The following is a 22,708-nucleotide window of genomic DNA, read 5'->3' as shown; positions in this document are numbered from 1 at the left end:
GTCCCCGCGCTCCGCGCTCCGGGGACCCGTTTCGTCGCCGCACGCACGCCGACCCGACACTTCGCGTCCCCGGAACTGCCGCCAGCGCCGCGCCCTGACTCCGCGCGCCCGACCTCAGCGTCCGTGTCGCGCCGCGGCATCCGCTCGCCCGGGGACGACGTCGCCGTCCTCGGGCAGTCGGATGGGGGTGGTCGCGGCGACCTCGTCGCTGAACTCCTCGGGCGCGACGACGCTGATCGGACGGGTCTCGTCGATCGTCATCGCGAAGCGGCGCGTCTCGTGGCGGTGCAGGCGTCCCGAGAACAGCAGCCAGCCGCCGCCGACGCAGAAGGCGACCAGCGCCGCCGCGGCGCCGAGGAGGATCGCAGCGCGCGGTCCGAACGCGTCGGCCACCCAGCCGACGATGGGGGCGCCGAACGGGGTGCCGCCCATGAGGATCGCCATGTAGAGCGCGAGCACGCGTCCGCGCAGGGCCGGCTCGGTCGTCGTCTGCACGTAACCGTTCGCCGTGGTGAGGGTCGTCACCGTCGCGAACCCGATGAACATGAGGGTCGCGGCGTAGGCGACGTAGACGGGCATCGCGGCCGAGAGCACCGAGGCGATCGCGAACAGCCCGAGTCCGCCGATGACCAGGCGCAGCCGGGCGCGGTCGCGTCGCGCCGCGAGCAGGGCGCCGGCGAGCGACCCGATCGCGAGGATCGAGCTGAGCACGCCGTAGCCGTCGGCGTTCTGGCCGAACTCGAGAGCCATGGTCGAGGCGAGGATGGGGAAGTTCATGCCGAACGCGCCGAGCAGGAACACCATGATGAACGTGACGACCAGGTCGGGTCGGCCGCCGACGTAGCGCAGCCCGTCGGCCATCCGCGCGGCGCTGCGCAGCTTCGGTCGCGGGGCGAGCTCCGCGGGGCGGATGAGCACGAGGGCCACGAGCATCGCGAGGAACGTCAGCGCGTTGATGAGGAACACCCAGCCGGTGCCGACGGCGACGATGACGAGACCGGCGACGGCGGGTCCGATCATGCGGGCGGTGTTGAAGGATGCCGCGTTCAAGGCGACCGCGTTCGAGGCGTTCTCGCGCGCGACGAGGTCGGAGACGAACGCCTGCCGAGTCGGGTTGTCGAAGGCGGCGACGACGCCGAGCGCGAACGCGAAGGCGTACATCGTCCACAGGTTCATCGCGCCGAGCAGGAGCAGCACGCCGATCGTGAGCCCGAGCACCATGAGCGAGCCCTGGGTCACGAAGAGCAGCTTGCGGCGGTCGAAGCGGTCGGCGACGAGCCCGGTCACGCCCACGAGCAGCAGGGGTGGCGCGAACTGCAGCGCCATCGTGACACCCATGGCGGTCGCGTCGTTGTCGGTGAGCTGCGTCAGCACGACCCAGCTGAGCGCCGTCGCCTGCATCCACGCGCCCACGTTCGACACGAGGGCGCCGATGAACCAGACGCGGTAGTTGAAGACGGAGAAGGAGCGGAACATCGCGGAACTCATCGCTCGGCCACCTCCTGCATGATCGCGGCGGCCTTCACCAGGGTCGCGCGCTGGGTCGCGGTCAGGTCCTCGAAGGCGTGCTCCAGCCAGGAGTCGCGCCGCCGGACCGTCTCGACGACGACCTCCCGTCCGCTGTCGGTGAGTTCGATGACCACCTTGCGGCGATCGTTCTCGTCGGGCGTTCGGCTCAGGTAGCCGAGTTCCTCGAGGCAGTTGACGGTGCGGTTCATCGAGGGCGCCGACACCCGCTCGCGCTCCGCGAGCTCGCCGAGCGTGTGCGGACCGTGCACCTTGAGCGCCGCGAGCACGGCGAACTGGCCGTCGCTCATCGTGTCGACCGCGCGCTGCGAGCGCAGGCGCCGCGCGAGCCGGAAGGTCGCCATGCGGAAATCGGATGCCGCGTGAGCGAGGTCCTGGGTCTGGTCACCGGTCGCGTCGCTCATGTTTCATTAGCATAGCTCATTAGTCTGGCTAACGGCTCGGTGTGCGGCATCCGAACGGCCCTAGGATTCGAGCCATGCCTGAGTTCATCGATGCACACGGCATCGCGATCGTCTACGACGTCCACCCCGCCGAGGGAACGCCGAGGGGCGTCGTCCAGCTGCTCCACGGCGTCGGCGAGCACGCCGGCCGCTACGCCGCCCTCATCGCGGCGCTCACCGCCGACGGGTTCACCGTCTACGCCGACGACCACCGCGGCCACGGCCGCACCGGCCTGCGTCAGCACGACGGCGACCACTCCCGTCTCGGCCGCCTGGGGCCGGGGGGCCTCCGCGCCGCGATCGCTGCGTGCCGGCAGTTCACCGGCATCATCCGGGGTCGCCACCCCGACCTGCCGCTCGTGCTCCTCGGGCACTCGTGGGGGTCGTTCCTCGCGCAGAAGCTCGTGAACGCCGACCCGGGCGCCTACGACGCGCTGGTGCTCTCCGGGTCGTCGCTCCTGTGGCCGGGCGCCCTCAACGCCGCGCCCCTCAACAAGCGCTGGGCGGGTGCCGACGCGACGGGTGTCGAATGGCTGTCGACGGATGCCGCGGTCGGCCGCGCGTTCCTCGACGACCCGCTCACGACGATGGTCCCGCTGCCGACGCTGTTCGGCCCGGCCGACACCGTGCGTCTCCTCGGCAAGCCGAAGCGCGACCTCGGGGTGGATCTGCCCGTCCTGCTCATGGTCGGGCGCGACGACCCCGTCGGCGGCCCGCGGAGCGTCCACCGCCTCGCCGACGCCTACCGCACCCGGTCGGGACTCACCGACGTCACGACCCTCGTCTACCCCGACGCGCGGCACGAGATCTTCAACGAGCACTGCGCCGCCGAAGTGCGCGCCGACCTGCTCGCGTGGCTGGACGCGCGCATCGCGCGGCGCGACGCGGCATCCGCTTCCGGCGCCGACGCGACCGGGCCGGCCGCGGACACGGGAGAATAGGACCATGCACGGCGAGTACAAGGTCCCTGGCGGCAAGCTGGTCGTGGTCGACCTCGAGGTGGCCGACGGCCGCATCGCGGACTTCCACCTGGCGGGCGACTTCTTCCTCGAACCCGACGACGCGCTCGCCGACATCGATGCGGCCGTGACGGGCCTCCCGACCGAAGCCGACGTCGCGACCATCGCCGCCGCGGTCCGGGGAGCGCTCCCCGAGGGGGCGCAACTCCTCGGGTTCACGCCCGAGGCCGTCGCCACGGCGGTGCGCCGCGCCCTCATCGTCGCTCCCGGCTGGAACGAGTTCGAGTGGGAGGTCGTCCACGAGAAGGCGGTCTCGCCGGCGATGAACCTCGCCCTCGACGAGGTGCTCACGACGCGCGTCGGCGACGGCCGCCGCACGCCGACCCTGCGCATCTGGGAGTGGGACGAGTCCGCCGTCGTCATCGGCTCGTTCCAGTCGTACCGCAACGAGGTCGACCCCGAGGGGGCCGCGAAGCACGGTTTCCAGGTCGTCCGCCGCATCTCCGGCGGCGGCGCCATGCTCATGGCCGCGAACTCGATCGTCACGTATTCGCTGTACGTGCCGGCATCCCTCGTCGCGGGGATGACCTTCGCGGACTCGTACGCGTTCCTCGACGACTGGGTGCTGCACGCGCTGCGCTCGCTCGGCATCGACGCGACCTACCAGCCGCTCAACGACATCGCCTCGTCGAAGGGCAAGATCGGCGGTGCGGCGCAGAAGCGCCTCGCCAACGGGGGAGTGCTGCACCACGCCACCCTCAGCTACGACATGGACGGTCAGGTCCTGACCGAGGTCCTGCGCATCGGTCGCGAGAAGCTCTCGGACAAGGGCACGGCGTCTGCCGCGAAGCGCGTCGACCCGCTGCGCAGCCAGACCGGGCTGCCGCGCGCCGAGATCATCGAGCGCTTCAAGGAGACGTTCACGTCGCTGTACGGTGCGAAGCCGGGCTCGATCTCCGAGGAGGAGTACGCCGAGGCCGAGGCGCTCGTCGAGTCGAAGTTCTCGACGGACGCCTGGCTGCGCCGCGTCCCGTGACCGTCGAGATCCATCTCGGCGACAACCTCGAGGTCGCCCGGCGCCTGCCGCACGCCTCCTTCGCGCTCGTCTACCTCGACCCGCCGTTCAACACCGGCCGGACGCAGGAGCGGGCGATCGAGTCCGCGCTCCGTATTCAGTCCCGAGCCGATGCCGCGGCGTCGGCATCCCCGGATCCGCGCGCCCCGGGCGCAGGGCCTGCCCGGTCGGGACTGAACACCGCACACCTCGTGCCCGACCCGGACGCCCCCGCCCCGCCGGCGGGCCCGGTCAAGGGCGGGTTCCGCGGCACGTCCTACGCCCGCACGCGCGGCGCGCTGCGGCTGTACGACGACCGGTTCGACGACTACTGGGGCTTCCTCGAGCCGCGGCTGCGCGAGGCGTGGCGGCTGCTGCAGGACGACGGCACCCTGTACCTGCACCTCGACTACCGCGAGGCCCACTACGCGAAGGTCATGCTCGACGCCGTCTTCGGCCGGGACTGCTTCCTCAACGAGCTCATCTGGGCCTACGACTACGGCGCGAAGTCCCGCAAGCGCTGGCCGAGCAAGCACGACACGATCCTCGTGTACGTGAAGGACCCGTCCGCCTACTTCTTCGACTCGGATGCCGTCGACCGAGAGCCCTACATGGCTCCGGGCCTCGTGACCCCCGAGAAGGCGGCGCGCGGCAAGCTGCCGACGGACGTCTGGTGGCACACGATCGTTCCCACGTCGGGCCGCGAGAAAACGGGCTACCCGACGCAGAAGCCCGAGGGGATCCTGCGGCGGATCGTGCAGGCGTCGAGCCGTCCGGGCGACCGCGTGCTCGACCTGTTCGCGGGCTCGGGGACGACGGGCGCCGTCGCCGACGCGCTCGGCCGCGACGCCGTCCTCGTCGACCACAGCGCCGACGCGCTCGCCGTCATGCGCATCCGCCTGCCCGAGGCGGTCGTCGTCGGCTGATCCGTCGAGACGACCCCGGCGCGTCAGCCCCGACGGATGCGGGGCGCCATCGCGCGCAGCCGCGCGATGTCGGCGTCGTCCAGCAGTTCGCGCGGCAGGATGATGGCCGGCCCGGTCAGTCCGTGGACCCGCACCCTGACCGAATGCGGCCCCGTCGAAATGCGCCACAGAGCGGATGCCGCGACCGTCAGGCTCGTGGCAGAGGTGGTCACGGTCAGCCCGGACTCGGTGACGGCGACGGTCAGTCGGTCGCCGGCGGGGTAGAGCCCCTCGATGACGCGGGTGAGCTTCTGCGTGCCCAGGTGGCGGATCGCGACGAAGCCGATCGCGATCAGCAGGCTCCAGAACGCGGCCATGACCAGGGAGCGGGCGTTCCCGTTGAGCGCGAACAGCCCGAAGCCGTAAACCAGCACGATCAGGATGCCGCCGACCCACAGCCCCGTCTGCTTGGTCCGCTGGTGGTCGCGGGCGAGGCGCCACCTCATCCCGTGATCGATGACGATGCTCTTGCCCGTCGACGTCTCCTGCACTGCGGCATCCGTCATCGCGACCCCCTCGCTCGTGCCCTCATCGTGACACGACCCGTCCGCCGGTTCCACCATCGGATCGAGACACGGCGTCCGGGACGGAACACCGTCCCGGACGCCGTGTGCGGGGCTCAGTCCTGCAGGAAGGCGAGCAGCGCCTCGTTCACCTCGGCGCCGTGGGTCCAGAGCAGGCCGTGCGGGGCGCCCTCGATCTCGACGTACGTCGCGTCGGGCAGCAGCTCCCGGAACCGGCGAGCGGTCACGTCGATCGGGAGGATGTTGTCGGCGGTGCCGTGCAGGATGAGCGTCGGCACGGTGACGGCGGGGATGTCGCCGCGGAAGTCGGTCGCCCACGTGAGCGGGGCGGCGGCGATCGCGGCGTTGCCGGCCTGGTTCGCGACGGCGACCGAGGCGTCGAGCGCCTCCTGCGAGATGCGGTTCCCGAGGTAGTCGTCGAGGTTGTAGAAGTCCTGGAAGAAGCCGGTCAGGAAGGCGTACCGGTCCTCGGCGACGGCTGCGGCGGTGCCGTCGAAGAAGGCCTGGTCGCCCGCGCCGTCGGGGTTCTCGTCGTTCTTCAGCAGCCACGGCTCGAGCGAGCCGAGGAAGGCGACCTTCGCGATGCGGTCGGCGCCGTAGCGCGACAGGTAGCGCGCGATCTCCCCGGTGCCCATCGAGAAGCCGACGAGAACGGCGTCGGTGAGCTCGAGTTCCTCGATGAGGGCGTGCAGGTCGGCGGCGAAGGTGTCGTAGTCAGAGCCCGACGCGGTCTTCGTCGAGGCGCCGAACCCGCGCCGGTCGTAGGCGATGACGCGGTAGCCGGCCTCGAGCAGCGCGGCCTGCTGCTTGCCCCACGACTCCCCGTTGAGGGGGAAGCCGTGGATCAGCACGACGGGCTGTCCCGACCCCTGATCCGTGTAGAAGATGTCGACGTCGACCGAGTTCTCGGTCCCCACGGTGATGTACGCCACAGCGGCCCTCCTTCCCGCCGGAACGGTCGTCCGGCGACATCCCGACGCTACGGCCCCGGTCCGGTCGCGGCCAGAGCTTGACGGGATCCTTCGCCCGCCGTTCACCGTCCCCCGCCGCTAGCGTTGCCTCATGGCGGCGATCGACCTCAACGCGGACCTCGGCGAGACCGTCGACGGCGTGCCGACGGCCGACGACGAGGCGATGTTCGCCGTCGTCTCCAGCGCTTCCGTCGCGTGCGGCGGTCACGCGGGCGACGCCGATTCGATGCGGGATGCCGTCCGCCGGGCGGCGGCGCGGGGCGTCGCCGTGGGGGCGCACCCGTCCTTCGTCGACCGTGCCGGGTTCGGGCGCGTGCGGCTCGCCGTCCCGACCGAGGTCCTCCGCGACCAGGTGCGGACGCAGGTCGCAGCCCTCGTGTCCGCCGGTGCGGACCTCCGCTACGTCAAGCCGCACGGGGCGCTCTACCACGCGGTCTCCGCCGATCCGCAGACGGCGGAGGCGGTCGCCGACGCCGTCGCCGACGTGGCCGCGGACCTCGGCCGCGCGCTGCCGCTGCTCGGGATGCCGGGGGCGATCGCCGGCGCGGCCGCGAGGCGCGGCATCCCGTTCCTCCTCGAGGCGTTCCTCGACCGCGGGTATCTGCCGAACGGCACCCTCGTGCCGCGCACCGACCCGGGCGCGCTGCTGCACGACGCCGAGGTCGTCGCCGCACGCGCCGTGCGCCTCGCGACGGGCGGCGGGGTCGAGGCCGTGGACGGCTCGGTCCTCGCCGTCGACGCGGCATCCCTCTGCCTCCACGGCGACACCACGGGTTCGGTCGCGATGGCGCGGGCCGTGCGCGCGGCGCTCGACGCCGCGGGGGTCGAGGTGCGCGCGCCGTGGTGATCCGCCCGTTCGGCGACAGCGCGCTGCTCGTCGAGGTCGACGCGCTCGCCGAGGTGCTCGGGCTCCACACCGCCCTGGTGGCGAGCCGGCCCCGCGGGGTGCGCGATCTCGTCCCCGCCGCGCGGACGGTGCTCATCCACGTCGACCCGGCCGTCCTCCCGCTCGCGGCCGCGCGCCGGTGGATCGAGGGAGTGGATGCCGCCGGCGCACCCGCCGCGCCCGGTGAACCGGCGCCTGCGGAGGAGATCGAGATCCCCGTCGTCTACGACGGCCCCGACCTCGACGAGACGGCGACGCTGCTCGGCATCGGCGCCGGGGAGCTCGTCGCGCGCCACCTCGCGGCGCGCTGGACGGTCGCCTTCACGGGGTTCGCCCCCGGGTTCGGGTACCTCGTCAGCGCGGACTGGCGCATCGAGGTCCCCCGCCGCGCGACCCCCCGCGCACGGGTGCCGCAGGGGTCCGTCGCCCTCGCGGGGGAGTTCACGGGCGCCTACCCGCGCGAGACCCCCGGCGGTTGGCAGCTCATCGGGGCGACCGCCGCGCCCCTGTTCGACCCGCTCGCCGACACCCCCGTGCTCCTGCGCCCCGGCACCCGCGTGCGGTTCCGACGCGTCGCCGCCGCTGCGGTCACCGCGGGCTCCGCCACCGCCGTCCTTCCGGTCGGCCGCCCGGCCGCCGTCGTGCAGGACCCCGGCCCGTTCGCGACGGTGCAGGATGCCGGTCGCCCCGACGCGCTCGCCGACGGCGTCGCACGCTCCGGCGCCGCCGACCGCCCGGCGCTCGCCGCCGCGAACCGGCTCGTCGGCAACGCACCGGGCGCCGCCGCGATCGAGGTGACCCTGGGCGGCTTCCGCGCGACCGCGACCCGTGATCTCTGGATCGCCGTCACCGGGGCGTGGGGGAGCGTCCACGTCGCCGGGCGCGAGGTCGACCCGTACCGCCCGGTGCTCTGGCCCGCCGGCACCGACCTGTCGATCGGCAGCTTCCGCGCCGGGGTCCGCGCGCTGCTCGCGATCCGCGGCGGCGTCGCGGGGCATCCCGTCTTCGGATCGGTCGCGACCGACACGCTCGCGGGCCTCGGACCCGCACCGCTGCGCGCGGGCGACGGCATCGCGACGGCGGATGCCGCCCGGCATCCCGTCCCACCCGTCGACCTGTGGCCGTGGACGCCGCCGCCGACCGTCATCGACGTCCCCGTCGTCGCCGGTCCCCGCGCCGACTGGTTCACCCCGGCGGCGCGGCAGGCGTTCCTCGAGACGACGTGGGTCGTCGGCGCCCGCGCCGACCGTGTCGGCATCCGTCTCGACGGTCCGCCGCTGGCGCGGACGGCGGATGCCGCCTCCCGGGAGCTCGCGAGCGAGGGGATGCTGCCCGGCGCCGGCCAGGTGCCGCCGGACGGTCTGCCGGTCGTCCTCGGGCCGGACGGACCGGTGACCGGCGGGTACCCCGTGATCGGCGTGGTGACCGCCGCGGGACGCGCGGCGCTCGCCCAGGCCCGACCCGGTTCTCACCTTCGGCTCCGCAGCGCAAGCCCTCGGCGGTGATCGCCGCCGGCGCGTAGGGTCGGCCGCATGTCGTTCCGTCGCGCCTCCGTCGCCCTCGCGCTCGCCGCCGCCCTGGGGTCGGCGGCCGCGGTGGGATTGACCGGATGCACCACCGAGTCCGCGCCGCCCGCCGAAACGCAGGAGGTCTCGCCGCAGCAGACGGAAGCCGTCGAGTTCGCCCCCGCCACCGGAACGGAGGTCGCGACCGACGAGTACACGTTCCGCCTCCCCGACGGCTGGGGCTTCCCCGACGGCGCCCCCGACGCATTCGACCCCACGACGTTCGCCGCCGACCTCCAGGACGACGACGACTACCCCGACAACGTCAACATCCTCGTCTCGCCCGGCGGCGAGGTCACCTCCGACCAGGTCGAGCAGAGCGGCATCGACGAACTCGAGGGCGCCGGCGCCACCGACGTGCAGACCCTCGACCGGGTGACCGCGGCGGGCTCCGAGTCCGCGCACCTCACGGCGACCGTGTCGACCGGGGAGGTCCCGTACGTGATCGACCAGTACTACCTCGTCGACGCCGGGCAGACCTACATCGTCACCTTCTCCTCGAGCGTCGACGTGCCGCAGGAGGATCGCGACGCGCTCGCGATGTCCGTTCTCGCGACCTGGCAGTGGGTCTGAGCGGCGGAGCCGGGGGTTTGAGCGGCGCCGACCGGGCGCGAGTTATACCGCAGCATCCGAAAGTCGTCAACGATCCGACTGGACACGGCGCGTCGTCCGTCCTATAGTGAGTAGTTGCGCTCCCCTCTACTTGCCCTCATATGGTGGTCGGCTTGTGCCTGCGCCCCCGACGGTTCCCGTCGGCGCGCGCCGCAGGTGTCGGATGCGGGAGTACTCCACCTGACGACAAGGAAAACCAGCCCTCCCCGGGCTCACGGAGGTAATTCCCTTGGCTGCTGCGCGCAACGCAACTTCCACCACCACCACCAAGAACGGCCGCGGGGCATCCCGCCTCTCGTTCGCCAAGATCTCCGACACGCTGACGGTCCCCGACCTTCTGGCGCTGCAGACCGAGTCGTTCGACTGGCTCGTCGGCAACGAGGCGTGGAAGGCACGCGTCGCCGAGGCGCAGGCCGCCGGCCGCACCGATGTGCCCGAGATCAGCGGCCTCGAGGAGATCTTCGAGGAGATCTCGCCGATCGAGGACCTCGGCGAGACGATGCAGCTCTCGTTCACCAACCCCTACCTCGAGCCCGAGAAGTACTCCATCGAGGAGTGCAAGGAGCGCGGCAAGACCTACGCCGCCCCGCTCTACGTCGAGGCCGAGTTCATGAACCACCTCACCGGTGAGATCAAGACGCAGACGGTCTTCATGGGCGACTTCCCGCTCCAGACCGCCAAGGGCACCTTCATCATCAACGGCACCGAGCGCGTCGTCGTCTCGCAGCTCGTGCGTTCGCCGGGTGTCTACTTCGACAAGACGCCCGACAAGACCTCCGACAAGGACATCGTCTCGGCGCGCGTCATCCCGAGCCGCGGCGCCTGGCTCGAGTTCGAGATCGACAAGCGCGACCAGGTGGGCGTGCGCATCGACCGCAAGCGCAAGCAGTCCGTCACCGTCTTCCTCAAGGCCCTGGGCCTGTCGAGCGAGGACATCATGCAGGAGTTCGCGGGCTTCAGCTCGATCGAGGAGACCCTCGAGAAGGACACGATCCTCACCAAGGAGGACGCGCTCCGCGACATCTACCGCAAGCTCCGTCCGGGCGAGCAGGTCGCCGCCGAGGCCGCCCGCGCGCTGCTGGACAACTTCTACTTCAACCCGAAGCGCTACGACCTCGCCAAGGTCGGTCGGTACAAGATCAACCAGAAGCTCGGCATCGACAAGCCGCTCAGCGACTCGGTCCTGACCGTCGAGGACATCGTCGCGACGATCAAGTACCTCGTCCGCCTGCACCGCGGTGACGTCAGCTACGACGGCGTCCGCGCCGGCAAGCCCGCCGAGATCCGCCTCGACGTCGACGACATCGACAACTTCGGCAACCGTCGCATCCGCGCCGTCGGCGAGCTCATCCAGAACCAGGTCCGCACCGGTCTGTCCCGCATGGAGCGCGTCGTCCGCGAGCGCATGACCACGCAGGACATCGAGGCGATCACGCCGCAGACCCTGATCAACGTCCGTCCCGTCGTGGCCGCGATCAAGGAGTTCTTCGGAACCTCTCAGCTGTCGCAGTTCATGGACCAGAACAACCCGCTCGCGGGTCTGACCCACAAGCGTCGCCTCTCGGCGCTCGGCCCTGGTGGTCTCTCGCGTGAGCGTGCCGGCGTCGAGGTCCGTGACGTCCACCCCTCGCACTACGGCCGCATGTGCCCGATCGAGACCCCGGAAGGCCCGAACATCGGCCTCATCGGCTCGCTCGCCTCGTTCGCGCGCATCAACGCGTTCGGCTTCATCGAGACGCCGTACCGCCGTGTCGTGGGCAACAAGGTCACCGACCAGATCGACTACCTGACGGCCGCCGAAGAAGCGGACTACGTCGTCGCGCAGGCCGGTGTCGAGCTCAACGCCGACGGCACGTTCGTCAACGACCGCATCCTCGCCCGTCGCGGTCAGGGTGGCGAGGTCGACCTGTTCCCGGTCGACGAGATCGGCTACATGGATGTCTCGCCGCGCCAGATGGTGTCGGTCGCGACCTCGCTCATCCCCTTCCTCGAGCACGACGACGCGAACCGCGCCCTCATGGGTGCGAACATGCAGCGTCAGGCCGTCCCGCTGCTGCGCAGCGAGTCGCCGATCGTCGGTACGGGTATGGAGGGCTACGCGGCCATCGACGCCGGTGACGTCCTCACCGCCGAGAAGGCCGGTGTCGTCTCCGAGGTCTCGGCCGATGTCGTCACCGTCCAGCTCGACGAGGGCGGCACGCAGGACTACTTCCTGCGCAAGTTCGACCGCTCCAACCAGGGCACCTCGTACAACCAGCGCGTCGTGGTCTCGGCCGGCGACCGCGTCGAGGTCGGCGAGGTCATCGCCGACGGCCCCGCCACGGAGAACGGCGAGCTCGCCCTCGGCAAGAACCTCCTCGTCGCCTTCATGACGTGGGAGGGTCACAACTTCGAGGACGCCATCATCCTCAGCCAGGAGCTCGTGAAGAACGACACGCTCTCCTCGATCCACATCGAGGAGTACGAGGTCGACGCGCGCGACACCAAGCTCGGCAAGGAGGAGATCACCCGTGACCTCCCCAACGTCAGCCCCGACCTGCTGAAGGACCTCGACGAGCGCGGCATCATCCGCATCGGCGCCGAGGTGCGTCCCGGCGACATCCTCGTCGGCAAGGTCACGCCCAAGGGTGAGACCGAGCTGTCGGCCGAGGAGCGCCTGCTCCGCGCGATCTTCAACGAGAAGAGCCGCGAAGTCCGTGACACCTCGCTGAAGGTGCCCCACGGTGAGCAGGGCACGATCATCGCCGTCAAGGAGTTCAACGCCGAGGACGGCGACGACGAGCTCGGCTCGGGCGTCAACCGCCGCGTCGTGGTCTACATCGCCCAGAAGCGCAAGATCACCGCCGGTGACAAGCTCGCCGGCCGCCACGGCAACAAGGGTGTCATCGCGAAGATCCTGCCCGTCGAGGACATGCCCTTCCTCGCGGACGGCACCCCGGTCGACGTCGTCCTGAACCCCCTCGGCATCCCCGGTCGAATGAACTTCGGTCAGGTCCTCGAGACCCACCTCGGCTGGGTCGCCAAGCAGGGCTGGAAGGTCGACGGTTCGCCCGAGTGGGCCGCGAAGCTGCCCGAGCAGGCCCGCGAGGCCGCGCCCGGCACGAAGGTCGCGACCCCGGTGTTCGACGGTGCGTTCGAGGAGGAGATCGCGGGTCTGCTCGACTCGACGAACCCCACGCGTGACGGCGAGCGTCTCATCGACAGCTCGGGCAAGGCGAAGCTGTTCGACGGTCGCTCCGGCGAGCCGTTCCCGGCTCCGATCTCGGTCGGCTACATGTACATCCTGAAGCTGCACCACCTCGTCGACGACAAGATCCACGCACGCTCGACGGGCCCCTACTCGATGATCACCCAGCAGCCGCTCGGCGGTAAGGCCCAGTTCGGTGGCCAGCGCTTCGGTGAGATGGAGGTCTGGGCGCTCGAGGCTTACGGTGCCGCATACGCACTGCAGGAGCTGCTGACGATCAAGTCCGACGACATCGTGGGACGCGTCAAGGTCTACGAAGCCATCGTCAAGGGCGAGAACATCCAGGAGCCCGGCATCCCGGAGTCGTTCAAGGTCCTCATGAAGGAGATGCAGTCCCTCTGCCTGAACGTCGAGGTCCTCTCGGCCGACGGCACCGAGGTCAACCTGCGCGACAGTGACGACGAGGCCTTCCGCGCAGCGGAGGAGCTCGGCATCAACATCTCCACCCGGTTCGAGTCGACGTCGATCGACGAGATCTGACCCGCACCGGCAACGAACAGAATTCCGACACAGGAGAATCAGTGCTCGAGTCACACACCTTCGATCAGCTTCGTATCGGTCTCGCCACCGCCGACGACATCCGTCGTTGGTCCTTCGGCGAGGTCAAGAAGCCCGAGACCATCAACTACCGCACGCTGAAGCCCGAGAAGGACGGCCTCTTCGGAGAGCAGATCTTCGGACCGTCCCGCGACTGGGAGTGCGCCTGCGGCAAGTACAAGCGCGTCCGCTTCAAGGGCATCGTCTGCGAGCGCTGCGGCGTGGAGGTCACCAAGTCCTCCGTCCGTCGTGAGCGCATGGGCCACATCGAGCTCGCCGCCCCCGTCACCCACATCTGGTACTTCAAGGGCGTCCCCTCGCGCCTGGGCTACCTGCTGGACATGGCGCCGAAGGACCTCGAGAAGGTCATCTACTTCGCCGCCTACATGGTGATCTCGGTCGACGAGGACGCACGCCACCGCGACCTGCCGACCCACGAGGCGAACCTCCGCCTCGAGATCAAGAACATCGCCGACCGTCGGGACGCCCGCGTCGCCGACCGTCTGCAGAAGCTGGAAGACGAGCTCGCCGTCCTCGAGGCGGAGGGCGCCAAGGCCGACCAGAAGAAGAAGGCCAAGGACGCCGCCGAGAAGGAGATGGCCACCATCCGCAAGCGCGGCGACGAGCAGGTCGCCAAGCTCGAGCGGATGTGGGACGAGTTCCGGGGCCTCGAGGTCGGTCAGCTCAAGCAGGAAGACGACATCTTCCAGGAGCTCCAGGACCGCTTCGGTCAGTACTTCGAGGCCTACATGGGCGCCGAGTCGATCAAGCGTCGCCTCGAGGCGTTCGACCTGGCCGCCGAGGCCGAGTCGCTGCACCTGCAGATCTCCGAGGGCAAGGGCCAGCGCAAGATCCGTGCGATCAAGCGCCTCAAGGTCGTCAACTCGTTCCTGTCGACCGGCATGAGCCCGGCCTCGATGGTGCTCGACGTCGTCCCGGTGATCCCGCCGGAGCTGCGTCCCATGGTCCAGCTCGACGGTGGCCGTTTCGCCACCAGCGACCTGAACGACCTGTACCGTCGCGTGATCAACCGCAACAACCGTCTCCGTCGCCTGATCGACCTCGGTGCTCCCGAGATCATCGTCAACAACGAGAAGCGGATGCTGCAGGAGGCCGTCGACGCCCTGTTCGACAACGGCCGCCGCGGTCGTCCCGTCACGGGTACCGGCAACCGCGCCCTCAAGTCCCTCAGCGACATGCTGAAGGGTAAGCAGGGTCGCTTCCGCCAGAACCTGCTCGGCAAGCGCGTCGACTACTCGGGCCGTTCGGTCATCATCGTCGGCCCGCAGCTGAAGCTGCACCAGTGCGGTCTGCCCAAGCAGATGGCGCTCGAGCTCTTCAAGCCGTTCGTGATCAAGCGCCTCATCGACCTCGGTCACTCGCAGAACATCAAGGCCGCCAAGCGTGCCGTCGAGCGCACCCGTCCCGAGGTCTGGGACGTGCTCGAGGAGATCATCCGCGAGCGTCCCGTGCTGCTGAACCGTGCGCCCACGCTGCACCGTCTCGGCATCCAGGCGTTCGAGCCGCAGCTCGTCGAGGGCAAGGCCATCCAGCTCCACCCGCTCGTCTGCGCCGCCTTCAACGCGGACTTCGACGGTGACCAGATGGCCGTGCACCTGCCGCTGTCGGTCGAGGCTCAGGCCGAGGCCCGCGTGCTGATGCTCGCCTCGAACAACATCCTCAAGCCGTCGGACGGCCGCCCGGTGACCCTGCCCTCGCAGGACATGATCATCGGTCTGCACCACCTGACGACCATCAAGGAGGGTGCTGCGGGTGAGGGCCGTGTGTTCGGCTCCGTCGGCGAGGCGATCCTGGCCAAGGACGAGGGCACCCTCGACCTGCAGGCCAAGGTCCGCATCCGCGTCCCGGGTCTGACGTTCCTCGAGGGCGAAGCGCCCGAGGGCTACGAGCGCCACGGTCTGGTGGATGCCTCGCTGGGTCAGGCGATCTTCAACGACACGCTCCCCAAGGGCTACCCGTTCGTCCGCGAGCAGGCCGACAAGGGCAAGCTGTCGCAGATCGTCAACAAGCTGGCCGAGGAGTACCCGAAGACCGAGGTCGCGGCATCCCTCGACCGGATCAAGGACGCCGGCTTCTACTGGGCCACCCGTTCGGGTGTGACCGTCGCCCTCAGCGACGTCCTCACGCCGCCGAACAAGAAGGAGATCGTCGCCGCCTACGAGAAGCAGGCCGCGAAGGTCCAGGGCCAGTTCGAGAAGGGTCTCACCACCGACGCCGAGCGTCGTCAGGAGCTCATCAAGATCTGGACCGAGGCGACCGACGAGGTCCAGAAGGCGATGCGGGACAACTTCCCGTCCGACAACACCATCAACCGCATGGTGAGCTCGGGTGCCCGTGGTAACTGGCTGCAGATCCGCAACATCGCGGGTATGCGAGGCCTGGTGAACAACCCCAAGGGTGAGATCATCCCCCGTCCGATCATCTCCTCGTACCGCGAGGGTCTGTCGGTGGCGGAGTACTTCATCGCGACGCACGGTGCCCGTAAGGGTCTGGCCGACACGGCCCTCCGTACCGCCGACTCGGGGTACCTCACGCGTCGTCTCGTCGACGTCTCGCAGGATGTCATCATCCGCGAGGAGGACTGCGGCACGACCAAGGGTCTCGAGTTCACGATCGCCGCTCCCGGCACCGACGGCACGCTCGTGCGTGACGCCAACGTCGAGAACTCGGTGTTCGCCCGTACCCTCGCCGCTGACGTCGTCGACGCGCAGGGCGCCGTCCTGGCCGAGGCCGGCGACGACGTGGGTGACGTCCTCATCGACAAGCTGGTCGCCGGTGGCATCGAGAGCATCAAGGTGCGCTCGGTCCTCACCTGTGACTCCGCCGTCGGTGTGTGCGCCAAGTGCTACGGCCGTTCGCTGGCCAGCGGCAAGCTCGTCGACATCGGCGAGGCCGTCGGCATCATCGCCGCCCAGTCGATCGGTGAGCCCGGTACCCAGCTGACGATGCGTACGTTCCACACCGGTGGTTCGGCATCGGCGGACGACATCACCCAGGGTCTGCCCCGTGTCCAGGAGCTGTTCGAGGCGCGTACCCCCAAGGGTGCGTCCCCGATCGCCGAGGCCGACGGTGTCATCAAGATCGATGAGACCGAGAAGGCCAAGAAGGTCATCCTGACCCCGGACAACGGCGACGAGCCGCACGTCTACCCGGTCCTCAAGCGCGCCACCCTCCTCGTCGAGGACGGCCAGCGCGTCGTGGTCGGTCAGCCGCTGCAGGTCGGAACGCTCGACCCCAAGGAGGTCATGCGCGTGCAGGGTGCCCGCGAGGTGCAGAAGTACCTCGTCGGCGGCGTGCAGGGCGTGTACCGCTCGCAGGGTGTGCCGATCCACGACAAGCACATCGAGGTCATCGTGCGCCAGATGCTGCGCAAGGTCACGGTCGTCGACCACGGCGAGACGGACCTGCTGCCCGGTGAGCTGGTGGACTTCAAGCGCTACCAGCAGATGAACCGCGAGGCTGTCGCGGCGGGCAAGCGTCCCGCCTCGGGTCGCCCCGAGCTGATGGGTATCACGAAGGCGTCGCTCGCGACGGAGTCGTGGCTGTCGGCCGCGTCGTTCCAGGAGACCACCCGCGTCCTCACGCAGGCGGCCATGGAGGGCAAGAGCGACCCGCTCGTCGGCCTCAAGGAGAACGTCATCATCGGAAAGCTCATCCCCGCCGGCACCGGCCTTGCGAAGTACCGCAACGTCGTGGTCGAGGCGACGGAGGAGGCCAAGAGCGAGCGGTACCCGAACCGCATCTTCGCCTCGGACGGCGCGTACAGCGACGCCGACCTGAGCTACGTCGACTTCGACAGCTTCTCGACCGACGACTTCACCCCCGGCAGCTACAACTGATTGAGGTGAGAGACGAGCGAGCTTGCTCGCTCGGCCGAGCCGATTGAAGTTGTCGAGCGACGAAGTCGCGAGAACAACTGATCGAGGCGTGATCGTCTGACCGAAGGCCCCCGGGATCTCCCGGGGGCCTTCGGCGTCGTCGGCGCGGGGGACGGCTACCCTGGGACGCATGGCAGGGGTGGGAGGGCGCAACGCCGGCTTCGCGTGGTTCGTCGGCGTCGTGAGCGCGGCGATCGTCGTGACGCTGCTGGTGCTCGCCGTGCCGATGTTCCCCGCCGCCTCGCGATGGATCTCCGAGGCCGCGGGGGTGCCGCAACCCACGGCATCCGCTGCGGCGACCTCGGCCCCCGTCGGCTGCCGCGATCTCTACAACGAAGCGGCGTGGGCCGGTCTCCGGTGGACGGAGGGTGCCGAGATGGTCGCTTCGACGGATGCGCCGGTGTCGACGGCCGCCGACCTCGTCGCCGCTCTCGAGCCGCAGGTGCTCGTCACGTGCACCTGGACCTCCGGGCGGGGCGAGATCTCCACGACGGTCGCGACGGTGCCGCCGGATGCCGGGGCCATCGCAACGGCTGCGTTGCCGCCGCTCGGGTTCGAGTGCGCCCCCGAGGGTGACCGCGTGCGCTGCTCGCGCACCGAGGGCGACCTGCTCGAGACGATCGAGGCCGGCGGCGGGCAGTGGGTGTCGACGTCGCAGCAGGCGTGGCATCCGACCCAGTACGCGGACGGCGTCGCCGCCGCGGTCTGGTCGCGCGCAGGCTGAGCGCTCAGCCCCAGATCGACCGGACGATCGCCGCCGTGTACCCCTGGGGTGCGAGGTTGGAGTACTGCGTGTCGATCGCCACGCCGTCGCGCCAGTAGACGGTGCGCCCGACCGGGAGCCCGAGCTCGTCGGTGCCGCTCTTCTCGCACCGCAGTCCCTCGTCCGGCTCGTAGCAGGTGTAGCCCTCGTCGACGCCGAGCAGGTAGAGCGCATCGCGCGCCTCGCGTTCGGGGGAGTAGCCCACGACGGTGACGAGGCTCGTGCGGCTCGCGCCGGGGTCGGCCCACACGCACACGCGGCTGCTGTCGGGTCGGATGCCGCCGCCCATACCCGGTGCGTTGAGCGGGATGCCCTGCAGGGTGTCCAGGATGCCGGGGGTCAGGATGCTCTCGCAGTCCTTCGGCAGCGGCGTGGTCGAGGTCGACGGGCCGAACGGGAACTCCGCGATGGCGACGGGGGTGACGGTCGGGCTGGGGGTTCCGGATGCCGCATCCGTCGGCGCGGGCAGCACCGCGTCGGGCTCGGGGGCACAGGCCGTCACGGCGCCCGCGAGGGTGAGGGCGGCGAGGGCGCCGACGAGCGCACGGCGGATGCGGGGGCGTCGGCTCGACATGGGGTCCACGATACGTCTCGACCCGGACGCGGCGTCGAGACACGTCGGGGCGCCTCCGCGGCGGGTGGGGGCGCCGACGATACGCTCGCTGCAGCGGTGGCGCACGCCTCCGCGTGAGGAGTGACACCGCCATGAGCGACCCCCAGTTCGGCGAGCGGAACGAACCGACGCGCGAGCCTGCCTACGGCGAGCCCGTCGAGGAGTCCACGTCCACCGGCGAGCCCCGCGACGTCGACCACGTCGTCGGCAGCGCCAACGACAGTCTCGCCGAGGCCGAGGCCGCCTCGCGCACCACCGAGGACCGCCCGCGCGGTGACGCGGATTTCACCGCGACCGACCGCGGTTCGGACCTGTCGATCGACTACGGCAAGTACAGCGAGCCCGACGCACCCGTGACGGCCTCTGCCGTCGAGAGCGAGCCGCTGTACCGTCCGGCGGCGACGGAGAGCGACTCCGAAGCGGAGACCGACTCCGAGGCATCCACCGCCCACACCGACGTCGTCGACGCGCCCGCGCGCCACGACGACGCCCCGGAGCCCGCGACGACCGCGGCTCCCGCTGCTGGCGCGGCGGCCCCGGCCGTCGCCACGGCGGCCTACTCGCACGCCGACCAGACCCCGACGACGGTGACCTCGAGCGAGCCCGCCGCCACAGGCGCGCCCACAGCTGTCTACTCGCAGCAGCCGATCTTCGTGCAGGCCCCCGAGGCACCGCGCGCACGCGGCAATCGCGGTGGCGCCGGCGCCATCGGTCTGGTCGCCGCGCTGGTGTTCGCGCTCCTCTACCTGGCCGCCACGCTCGGCCTCGCAGCGCTCGACGAGCCGATCGCGGTCGCGGACCTCGGCAGCCGCACCCTCGAGATCCTCACCACCTGGGCGTTCTGGGTGCCGGTGGCGGTCTTCTTCCTGGGCTTCTGGATCCTGGGCGCCTTCATCAACCGCGGTCGTTGGGGTCTGTGGGTGGTCTTCGGGCTGCTCGTGGGCGCCGCAGCCTACGGCGGTCACCTGCTCGGCCAGCTGTTCCAGGCACCGTTCTGGTCGATCGCGCCGTCTCAGGCTGCCCAGCTCATGGGGGAGCAGCTCCTCGCCCCGCTCGCCGTCATCGCGTTCGTCCTCGGTCGTGAGATCACGGTGTGGTTCGGTGCCTGGGTCGCGCGTCGCGGTCGTCGGGTGACCGAGCTCAACGACGAGGCCCAGCGCGAGTACGAGCGCACCCTCGAGGCCGGCCCGCAGCTCCAGCAGTACTGACAGGCGGCCGCGGCAGGTGTCGCCGTCCGCCGGTGTCGCGCCGCCGATCGCCGCGTTCTTCGCGACGATCGGATTCGCGGCGCTCGCGATCTTCGGCTTCGGCTTCACGAGCCTGCTGACCGACACCGACGTCCTCGCCGAGCCGGCGCTCGGCCAGGGCGCCGGGATCACGGCGATGCTGCTCGCGGCCCTCGTCTTCGCGGCCACCGGGTACGGAGCGATTCGCCGCGGCCGCTACGTCGGGGCGCTCTGGGTGGCGGCCGCGGCGGTCGCCGCCTATCTCGTCGGGATCGCGGCCGGCGGCACCCTGACGGGGGCGGATCCCGCGGTGGCGGTCGGTGCCGTCGGCGACGTCGCGGTGTCGTGGTACCTCCTCGTCCTGGCGGTGACCGCGGCCGTCGCGGCGTGGGCCGGGATCGCGCTCGGGCGCACGCGGGCGAGCAGACCGCAGTGGCCGTGGGAGCGCGACGACGACGAGGAGTGACGGGCGACGTCATCCGGCACGGCGCAAATGCCCCGATCGGCGCGGATCTCCGCGACAATGGAGCCGTGGAGCGCTCGCTCGAGACGCAAGTGGACCAGGCCGTCGAGGCCTGGCTGCGCTGGTTGCCGCGCTGGGAGCCGGCCACGCACCGCGGCCGGGTCGCGCCCTGCCGGCGGTGCCTCGGCTCTCCTGTCCTCTCGGCGGCGGGTCTCGGGTCCGACGTGCCGCACGGGGTGCAGCACGGTCTGTCGACCCGGATCAAGACGATCGTCGACAACGCCGTCGCGCACTACACCGCACGCAACCTCCCGATGCTGCAGGCCGAGCTCGACCAGCAGGCCGACCGCAACCGGTCCCGCACCTACCGGCCCGCCGAGGGGCTCGAGCCGGAATTCGACGGCCTGCCGATGGACCCGGATCCCGTCCCCGGCGCCCCCTTCCTGTTCACGATCGCGGGTCTGGCGGATGAAGCGGATGCCGCGGTGCCCGCGCTCCCTCCGCTCACCGAGGACGCGAAGGCGGCGCTCCGTCAGGAGGTCCGCCTCGCCGACGAGTACGCGAGCATGGTGGGGCGCGAGGTATGCACGATCCTGCTGCGGCATCGCCTCCGGATCCAGACGGCCGTGGCCCAGTACGTCGAGCCCCAGATCGCGGCACTGCTCGACGAGTTGACCCGGTCGCTCGACGCCCCGTTCGATTCGGGCGACGGTCTTCCCGGGGTCTGACGCGGCTCCGCTCCCTTCCGCGGGGGCCGATCCTGCTCACTTAGGGTGGGGGGATGATCACGGGTGTCGACAGCGGTGCGGGTGTCGTCCTGGGACTGCTCGCCTTCGTCCTCGGTGCGGCAGTGTACGTGTGGGTCGCCCTGGCGCTCTCGGCCGCCTTCCGGAAGATGGGCGAGGAGCCCTGGCGCGCATGGGTGCCCCTCCTCAACATCGGCGTGCTGCTGCGCTGGGGCGGATTCTCGATGTGGCTCGCCCTCCTCGTCCTCGTGCCGGGTGTCGGCCCGATCGCCGTCTGGATCCTCCTGATCCTGACCGTGCACCGGCTGAACCCCGGGTTCGGTTACGGCGGCGGGATGACCGTCGTCGGGGCGCTCCTGTTCCCGGTCTGGGCGACGATCGTGGGGTTCGGTCCTGCCGAGTGGCGCGGCGCGCGCCCCGCCCATCTGCATCCCGATCCGGCGGCGCGGCCCGCGTCGCCTCCCTACGCGCCGTTCGGATCCCTCGGGACGGACTTCGGCGCGCCGTTGCCGCCGCCGCCCTTCCCGGCGCCCGCCCCTGCGCCAGGTGACGATGCGCGGCCGGGTCCTGCGGCCGCCCCGGCGTCACCGGTCGCGCCCCAGCCCTGGGCGCCGCAGACCTCCGCGGCGGCTCCCGCCGATACGTCGACGCTCGCCGCCGAGCCCGGGGCGACGGGGGAGCAGCCCGACCCGACCGCTCCGACGCCGACGATGCGTTCCGGCAGCGCGCTGCCGGAAATCGCCGACACGTCCACGACCGCGCCGCAGGCGCCGCTCCCGCCGCAGGCCGCACCTCACGCGCCCCGCGACGCGAGCCCTCCCGTCGCCGCCGCGCCGGGCATCATCTCGTCGGTGCCGGGGCGCGACGAGGCGCCCGTCACGCGTCTGCGCCCGCCGGCGTTCGGCGCCGACCGCGCCGAACGCGACGTCTTCCCCGAGCTGACCGGCGAGGTCTCCGCCATCCCCGGCTCGCCGGCCGCGGGCGCTCCCGTGTCGGCGAGTTCCTCGGTCTCGGCGCAGGAGCGCGAGCAACAGGAATCGGACCCCGCGCCGTGGGGCGAGGACCTCGAGCGCACCGTCGTCGTGCGTCGCGGGCACCCGCGGTGGGAGCTCGTGCTCCCCGACGGCTCGACCGCCGACCTGTCGGGCGACGTCGTCATCCTGGGGCGCAACCCCGTCGCCGATCCCGCGCATCCGCGTGCCCAGCTCCTTGCGATCGCCGACCCGACGCGGACCGTGTCGAAGACCCATGCCCGCCTCGAGCGGCGCGGCGAGGTGTGGCGCATCGTCGATCTGGGGTCGACCAACGGCATCCTGCTGCCCAGTCCCCTCGGCACGGACGTCGAGGTCGAGCCGGGCGGGGCGGCGGAGGTCGCCGAGCGGTTCCTCCTCGGCGATGCGGCGCTCCGGCTGCAGCGGACGGATGCCGGTTCCTGACCGACGGCGATCCGCACCTGAGCACTCGCGGTGAAGTCCGCCCTCGTTTGACCCGACTTCGTCATCCCGCGTATCATTGATCGGGTGTGCGCACACGCGCGCCATGCGACGTGCCTCGGCACGGGACAGGCGAGGCGAGCGCACCAGGGACAGGGCCTGCGAACAGGCCACCCCCACGGCATATCCATCACTCCCGTTCGTCGCGGTCGCGGCGTGCAGATGGATCTGTGGTGAAACCACGAACGCTGTCACCGTGCAGCACCTGTGCCCGG

Annotated in this window: 18 protein-coding genes; 13 read left to right on the top strand and 5 right to left on the bottom strand. The window is 70.9% G+C overall.

The genetic code is table 11. From position 1 onward, the window contains the following. Window positions 1-114 precede the first annotated feature (114 nt). Entirely contained in the window at window positions 115-1,476 is a 1,362-nt protein-coding gene (locus ACPEH2_RS11430) for an MFS transporter (RefSeq protein ID WP_423718739.1), read from the bottom strand. Between the two features lie 8 nt (window positions 1,477-1,484). After that, a complete protein-coding gene (locus ACPEH2_RS11425; protein ID WP_311861453.1) occupies window positions 1,485-1,931 on the bottom strand; it encodes a MarR family transcriptional regulator in 447 nt (148 codons plus the stop codon). 74 nt (window positions 1,932-2,005) lie between these two features. Between ACPEH2_RS11425 and ACPEH2_RS11420 the strand changes: the two genes are divergently transcribed. From ACPEH2_RS11420 to ACPEH2_RS11410, 3 genes are read left to right on the top strand one after another with little or no spacing between them, the layout of a single operon-like run. Next, entirely contained in the window at window positions 2,006-2,911 is a 906-nt protein-coding gene (locus ACPEH2_RS11420; protein ID WP_423718738.1) for an alpha/beta fold hydrolase, read from the top strand. A gap of 4 nt (window positions 2,912-2,915) precedes the next feature. Further along, a complete protein-coding gene (locus tag ACPEH2_RS11415) occupies window positions 2,916-3,965 on the top strand; it encodes a lipoate--protein ligase family protein (protein WP_423718737.1) in 1,050 nt (349 codons plus the stop codon). After that, window positions 3,962-4,909: a DNA-methyltransferase gene (locus ACPEH2_RS11410; RefSeq protein ID WP_423718736.1), complete on the top strand. Its 948-nt coding sequence runs from the start codon at window positions 3,962-3,964 to the stop codon at window positions 4,907-4,909. Before ACPEH2_RS11415 ends, ACPEH2_RS11410 begins: the two co-directional genes overlap by 4 nt. A gap of 23 nt (window positions 4,910-4,932) precedes the next feature. Here the strand turns inward: ACPEH2_RS11410 and ACPEH2_RS11405 are convergent, their stop codons facing one another. Both ACPEH2_RS11405 and ACPEH2_RS11400 read right to left on the bottom strand, forming a co-directional pair. Beyond that, window positions 4,933-5,454 carry a hypothetical protein gene (locus tag ACPEH2_RS11405; RefSeq protein WP_423718735.1) on the bottom strand — a complete coding sequence of 174 codons (522 nt, stop codon included), beginning with the start codon at window positions 5,452-5,454 and terminating at the stop codon, window positions 4,933-4,935. 113 nt (window positions 5,455-5,567) lie between these two features. Then, entirely contained in the window at window positions 5,568-6,404 is an 837-nt protein-coding gene (locus ACPEH2_RS11400) for an alpha/beta fold hydrolase (protein ID WP_359919713.1), read from the bottom strand. Between the two features lie 130 nt (window positions 6,405-6,534). Between ACPEH2_RS11400 and pxpA the strand changes: the two genes are divergently transcribed. The 6 genes from pxpA (at window position 6,535) to ACPEH2_RS11370 (ending at window position 17,913) form a co-directional block, all read left to right on the top strand. Next, a complete protein-coding gene (gene pxpA / locus ACPEH2_RS11395; protein ID WP_423718734.1) occupies window positions 6,535-7,290 on the top strand; it encodes a 5-oxoprolinase subunit PxpA in 756 nt (251 codons plus the stop codon). After that, a complete protein-coding gene (locus tag ACPEH2_RS11390; RefSeq protein WP_423718733.1) occupies window positions 7,284-8,834 on the top strand; it encodes a 5-oxoprolinase/urea amidolyase family protein in 1,551 nt (516 codons plus the stop codon). Before pxpA ends, ACPEH2_RS11390 begins: the two co-directional genes overlap by 7 nt. A gap of 27 nt (window positions 8,835-8,861) precedes the next feature. Continuing rightward, on the top strand, window positions 8,862-9,467 hold the full coding sequence (locus tag ACPEH2_RS11385; protein ID WP_217528422.1) for a hypothetical protein: 606 nt from the start codon (window positions 8,862-8,864) through the stop codon (window positions 9,465-9,467). Window positions 9,468-9,735: 268 nt separating this feature from the next. Then, a complete protein-coding gene (locus ACPEH2_RS11380; RefSeq protein WP_064003342.1) occupies window positions 9,736-13,233 on the top strand; it encodes a DNA-directed RNA polymerase subunit beta in 3,498 nt (1,165 codons plus the stop codon). 41 nt (window positions 13,234-13,274) lie between these two features. Beyond that, on the top strand, window positions 13,275-17,150 hold the full coding sequence (gene rpoC, locus ACPEH2_RS11375) for a DNA-directed RNA polymerase subunit beta' (protein ID WP_423718732.1): 3,876 nt from the start codon (window positions 13,275-13,277) through the stop codon (window positions 17,148-17,150). 169 nt (window positions 17,151-17,319) lie between these two features. Continuing rightward, window positions 17,320-17,913 (top strand): hypothetical protein, encoded by a 594-nt coding sequence (locus tag ACPEH2_RS11370; protein ID WP_311861464.1) that lies wholly within the window; start codon window positions 17,320-17,322, stop codon window positions 17,911-17,913. Between the two features lie 4 nt (window positions 17,914-17,917). On the opposite strand, the gene ACPEH2_RS11365 is transcribed toward ACPEH2_RS11370, so the two are convergent. Continuing rightward, window positions 17,918-18,526: a hypothetical protein gene (locus ACPEH2_RS11365; RefSeq protein ID WP_423718731.1), complete on the bottom strand. Its 609-nt coding sequence runs from the start codon at window positions 18,524-18,526 to the stop codon at window positions 17,918-17,920. Window positions 18,527-18,657: 131 nt separating this feature from the next. Between ACPEH2_RS11365 and ACPEH2_RS11360 the strand changes: the two genes are divergently transcribed. The 4 genes from ACPEH2_RS11360 (at window position 18,658) to ACPEH2_RS11345 (ending at window position 22,436) form a co-directional block, all read left to right on the top strand. Next, window positions 18,658-19,773 (top strand): ABC transporter, encoded by a 1,116-nt coding sequence (locus ACPEH2_RS11360; protein ID WP_423718730.1) that lies wholly within the window; start codon window positions 18,658-18,660, stop codon window positions 19,771-19,773. A 16-nt stretch (window positions 19,774-19,789) separates the two neighbouring features. Then, the gene (locus tag ACPEH2_RS11355; protein WP_423718729.1) at window positions 19,790-20,257 is read left to right on the top strand and encodes a hypothetical protein; all 468 of its coding nucleotides are present in this window, start codon (window positions 19,790-19,792) and stop codon (window positions 20,255-20,257) included. A 65-nt stretch (window positions 20,258-20,322) separates the two neighbouring features. After that, window positions 20,323-20,982: a hypothetical protein gene (locus ACPEH2_RS11350; RefSeq protein WP_064003465.1), complete on the top strand. Its 660-nt coding sequence runs from the start codon at window positions 20,323-20,325 to the stop codon at window positions 20,980-20,982. Window positions 20,983-21,035: 53 nt separating this feature from the next. Continuing rightward, window positions 21,036-22,436 carry a DUF5684 domain-containing protein gene (locus ACPEH2_RS11345; RefSeq protein ID WP_423718728.1) on the top strand — a complete coding sequence of 467 codons (1,401 nt, stop codon included), beginning with the start codon at window positions 21,036-21,038 and terminating at the stop codon, window positions 22,434-22,436. Window positions 22,437-22,708 lie beyond the last annotated feature (272 nt).

The sequence above is a fragment of the Microbacterium sp. NPDC064942 genome, assembly GCF_049545525.1.
GTDB classification, from domain to species: Bacteria; Actinomycetota; Actinomycetes; order Actinomycetales; family Microbacteriaceae; genus Microbacterium; species Microbacterium gawkjiense.
This window is presented reverse-complemented; position numbering and strand designations above follow the sequence as displayed.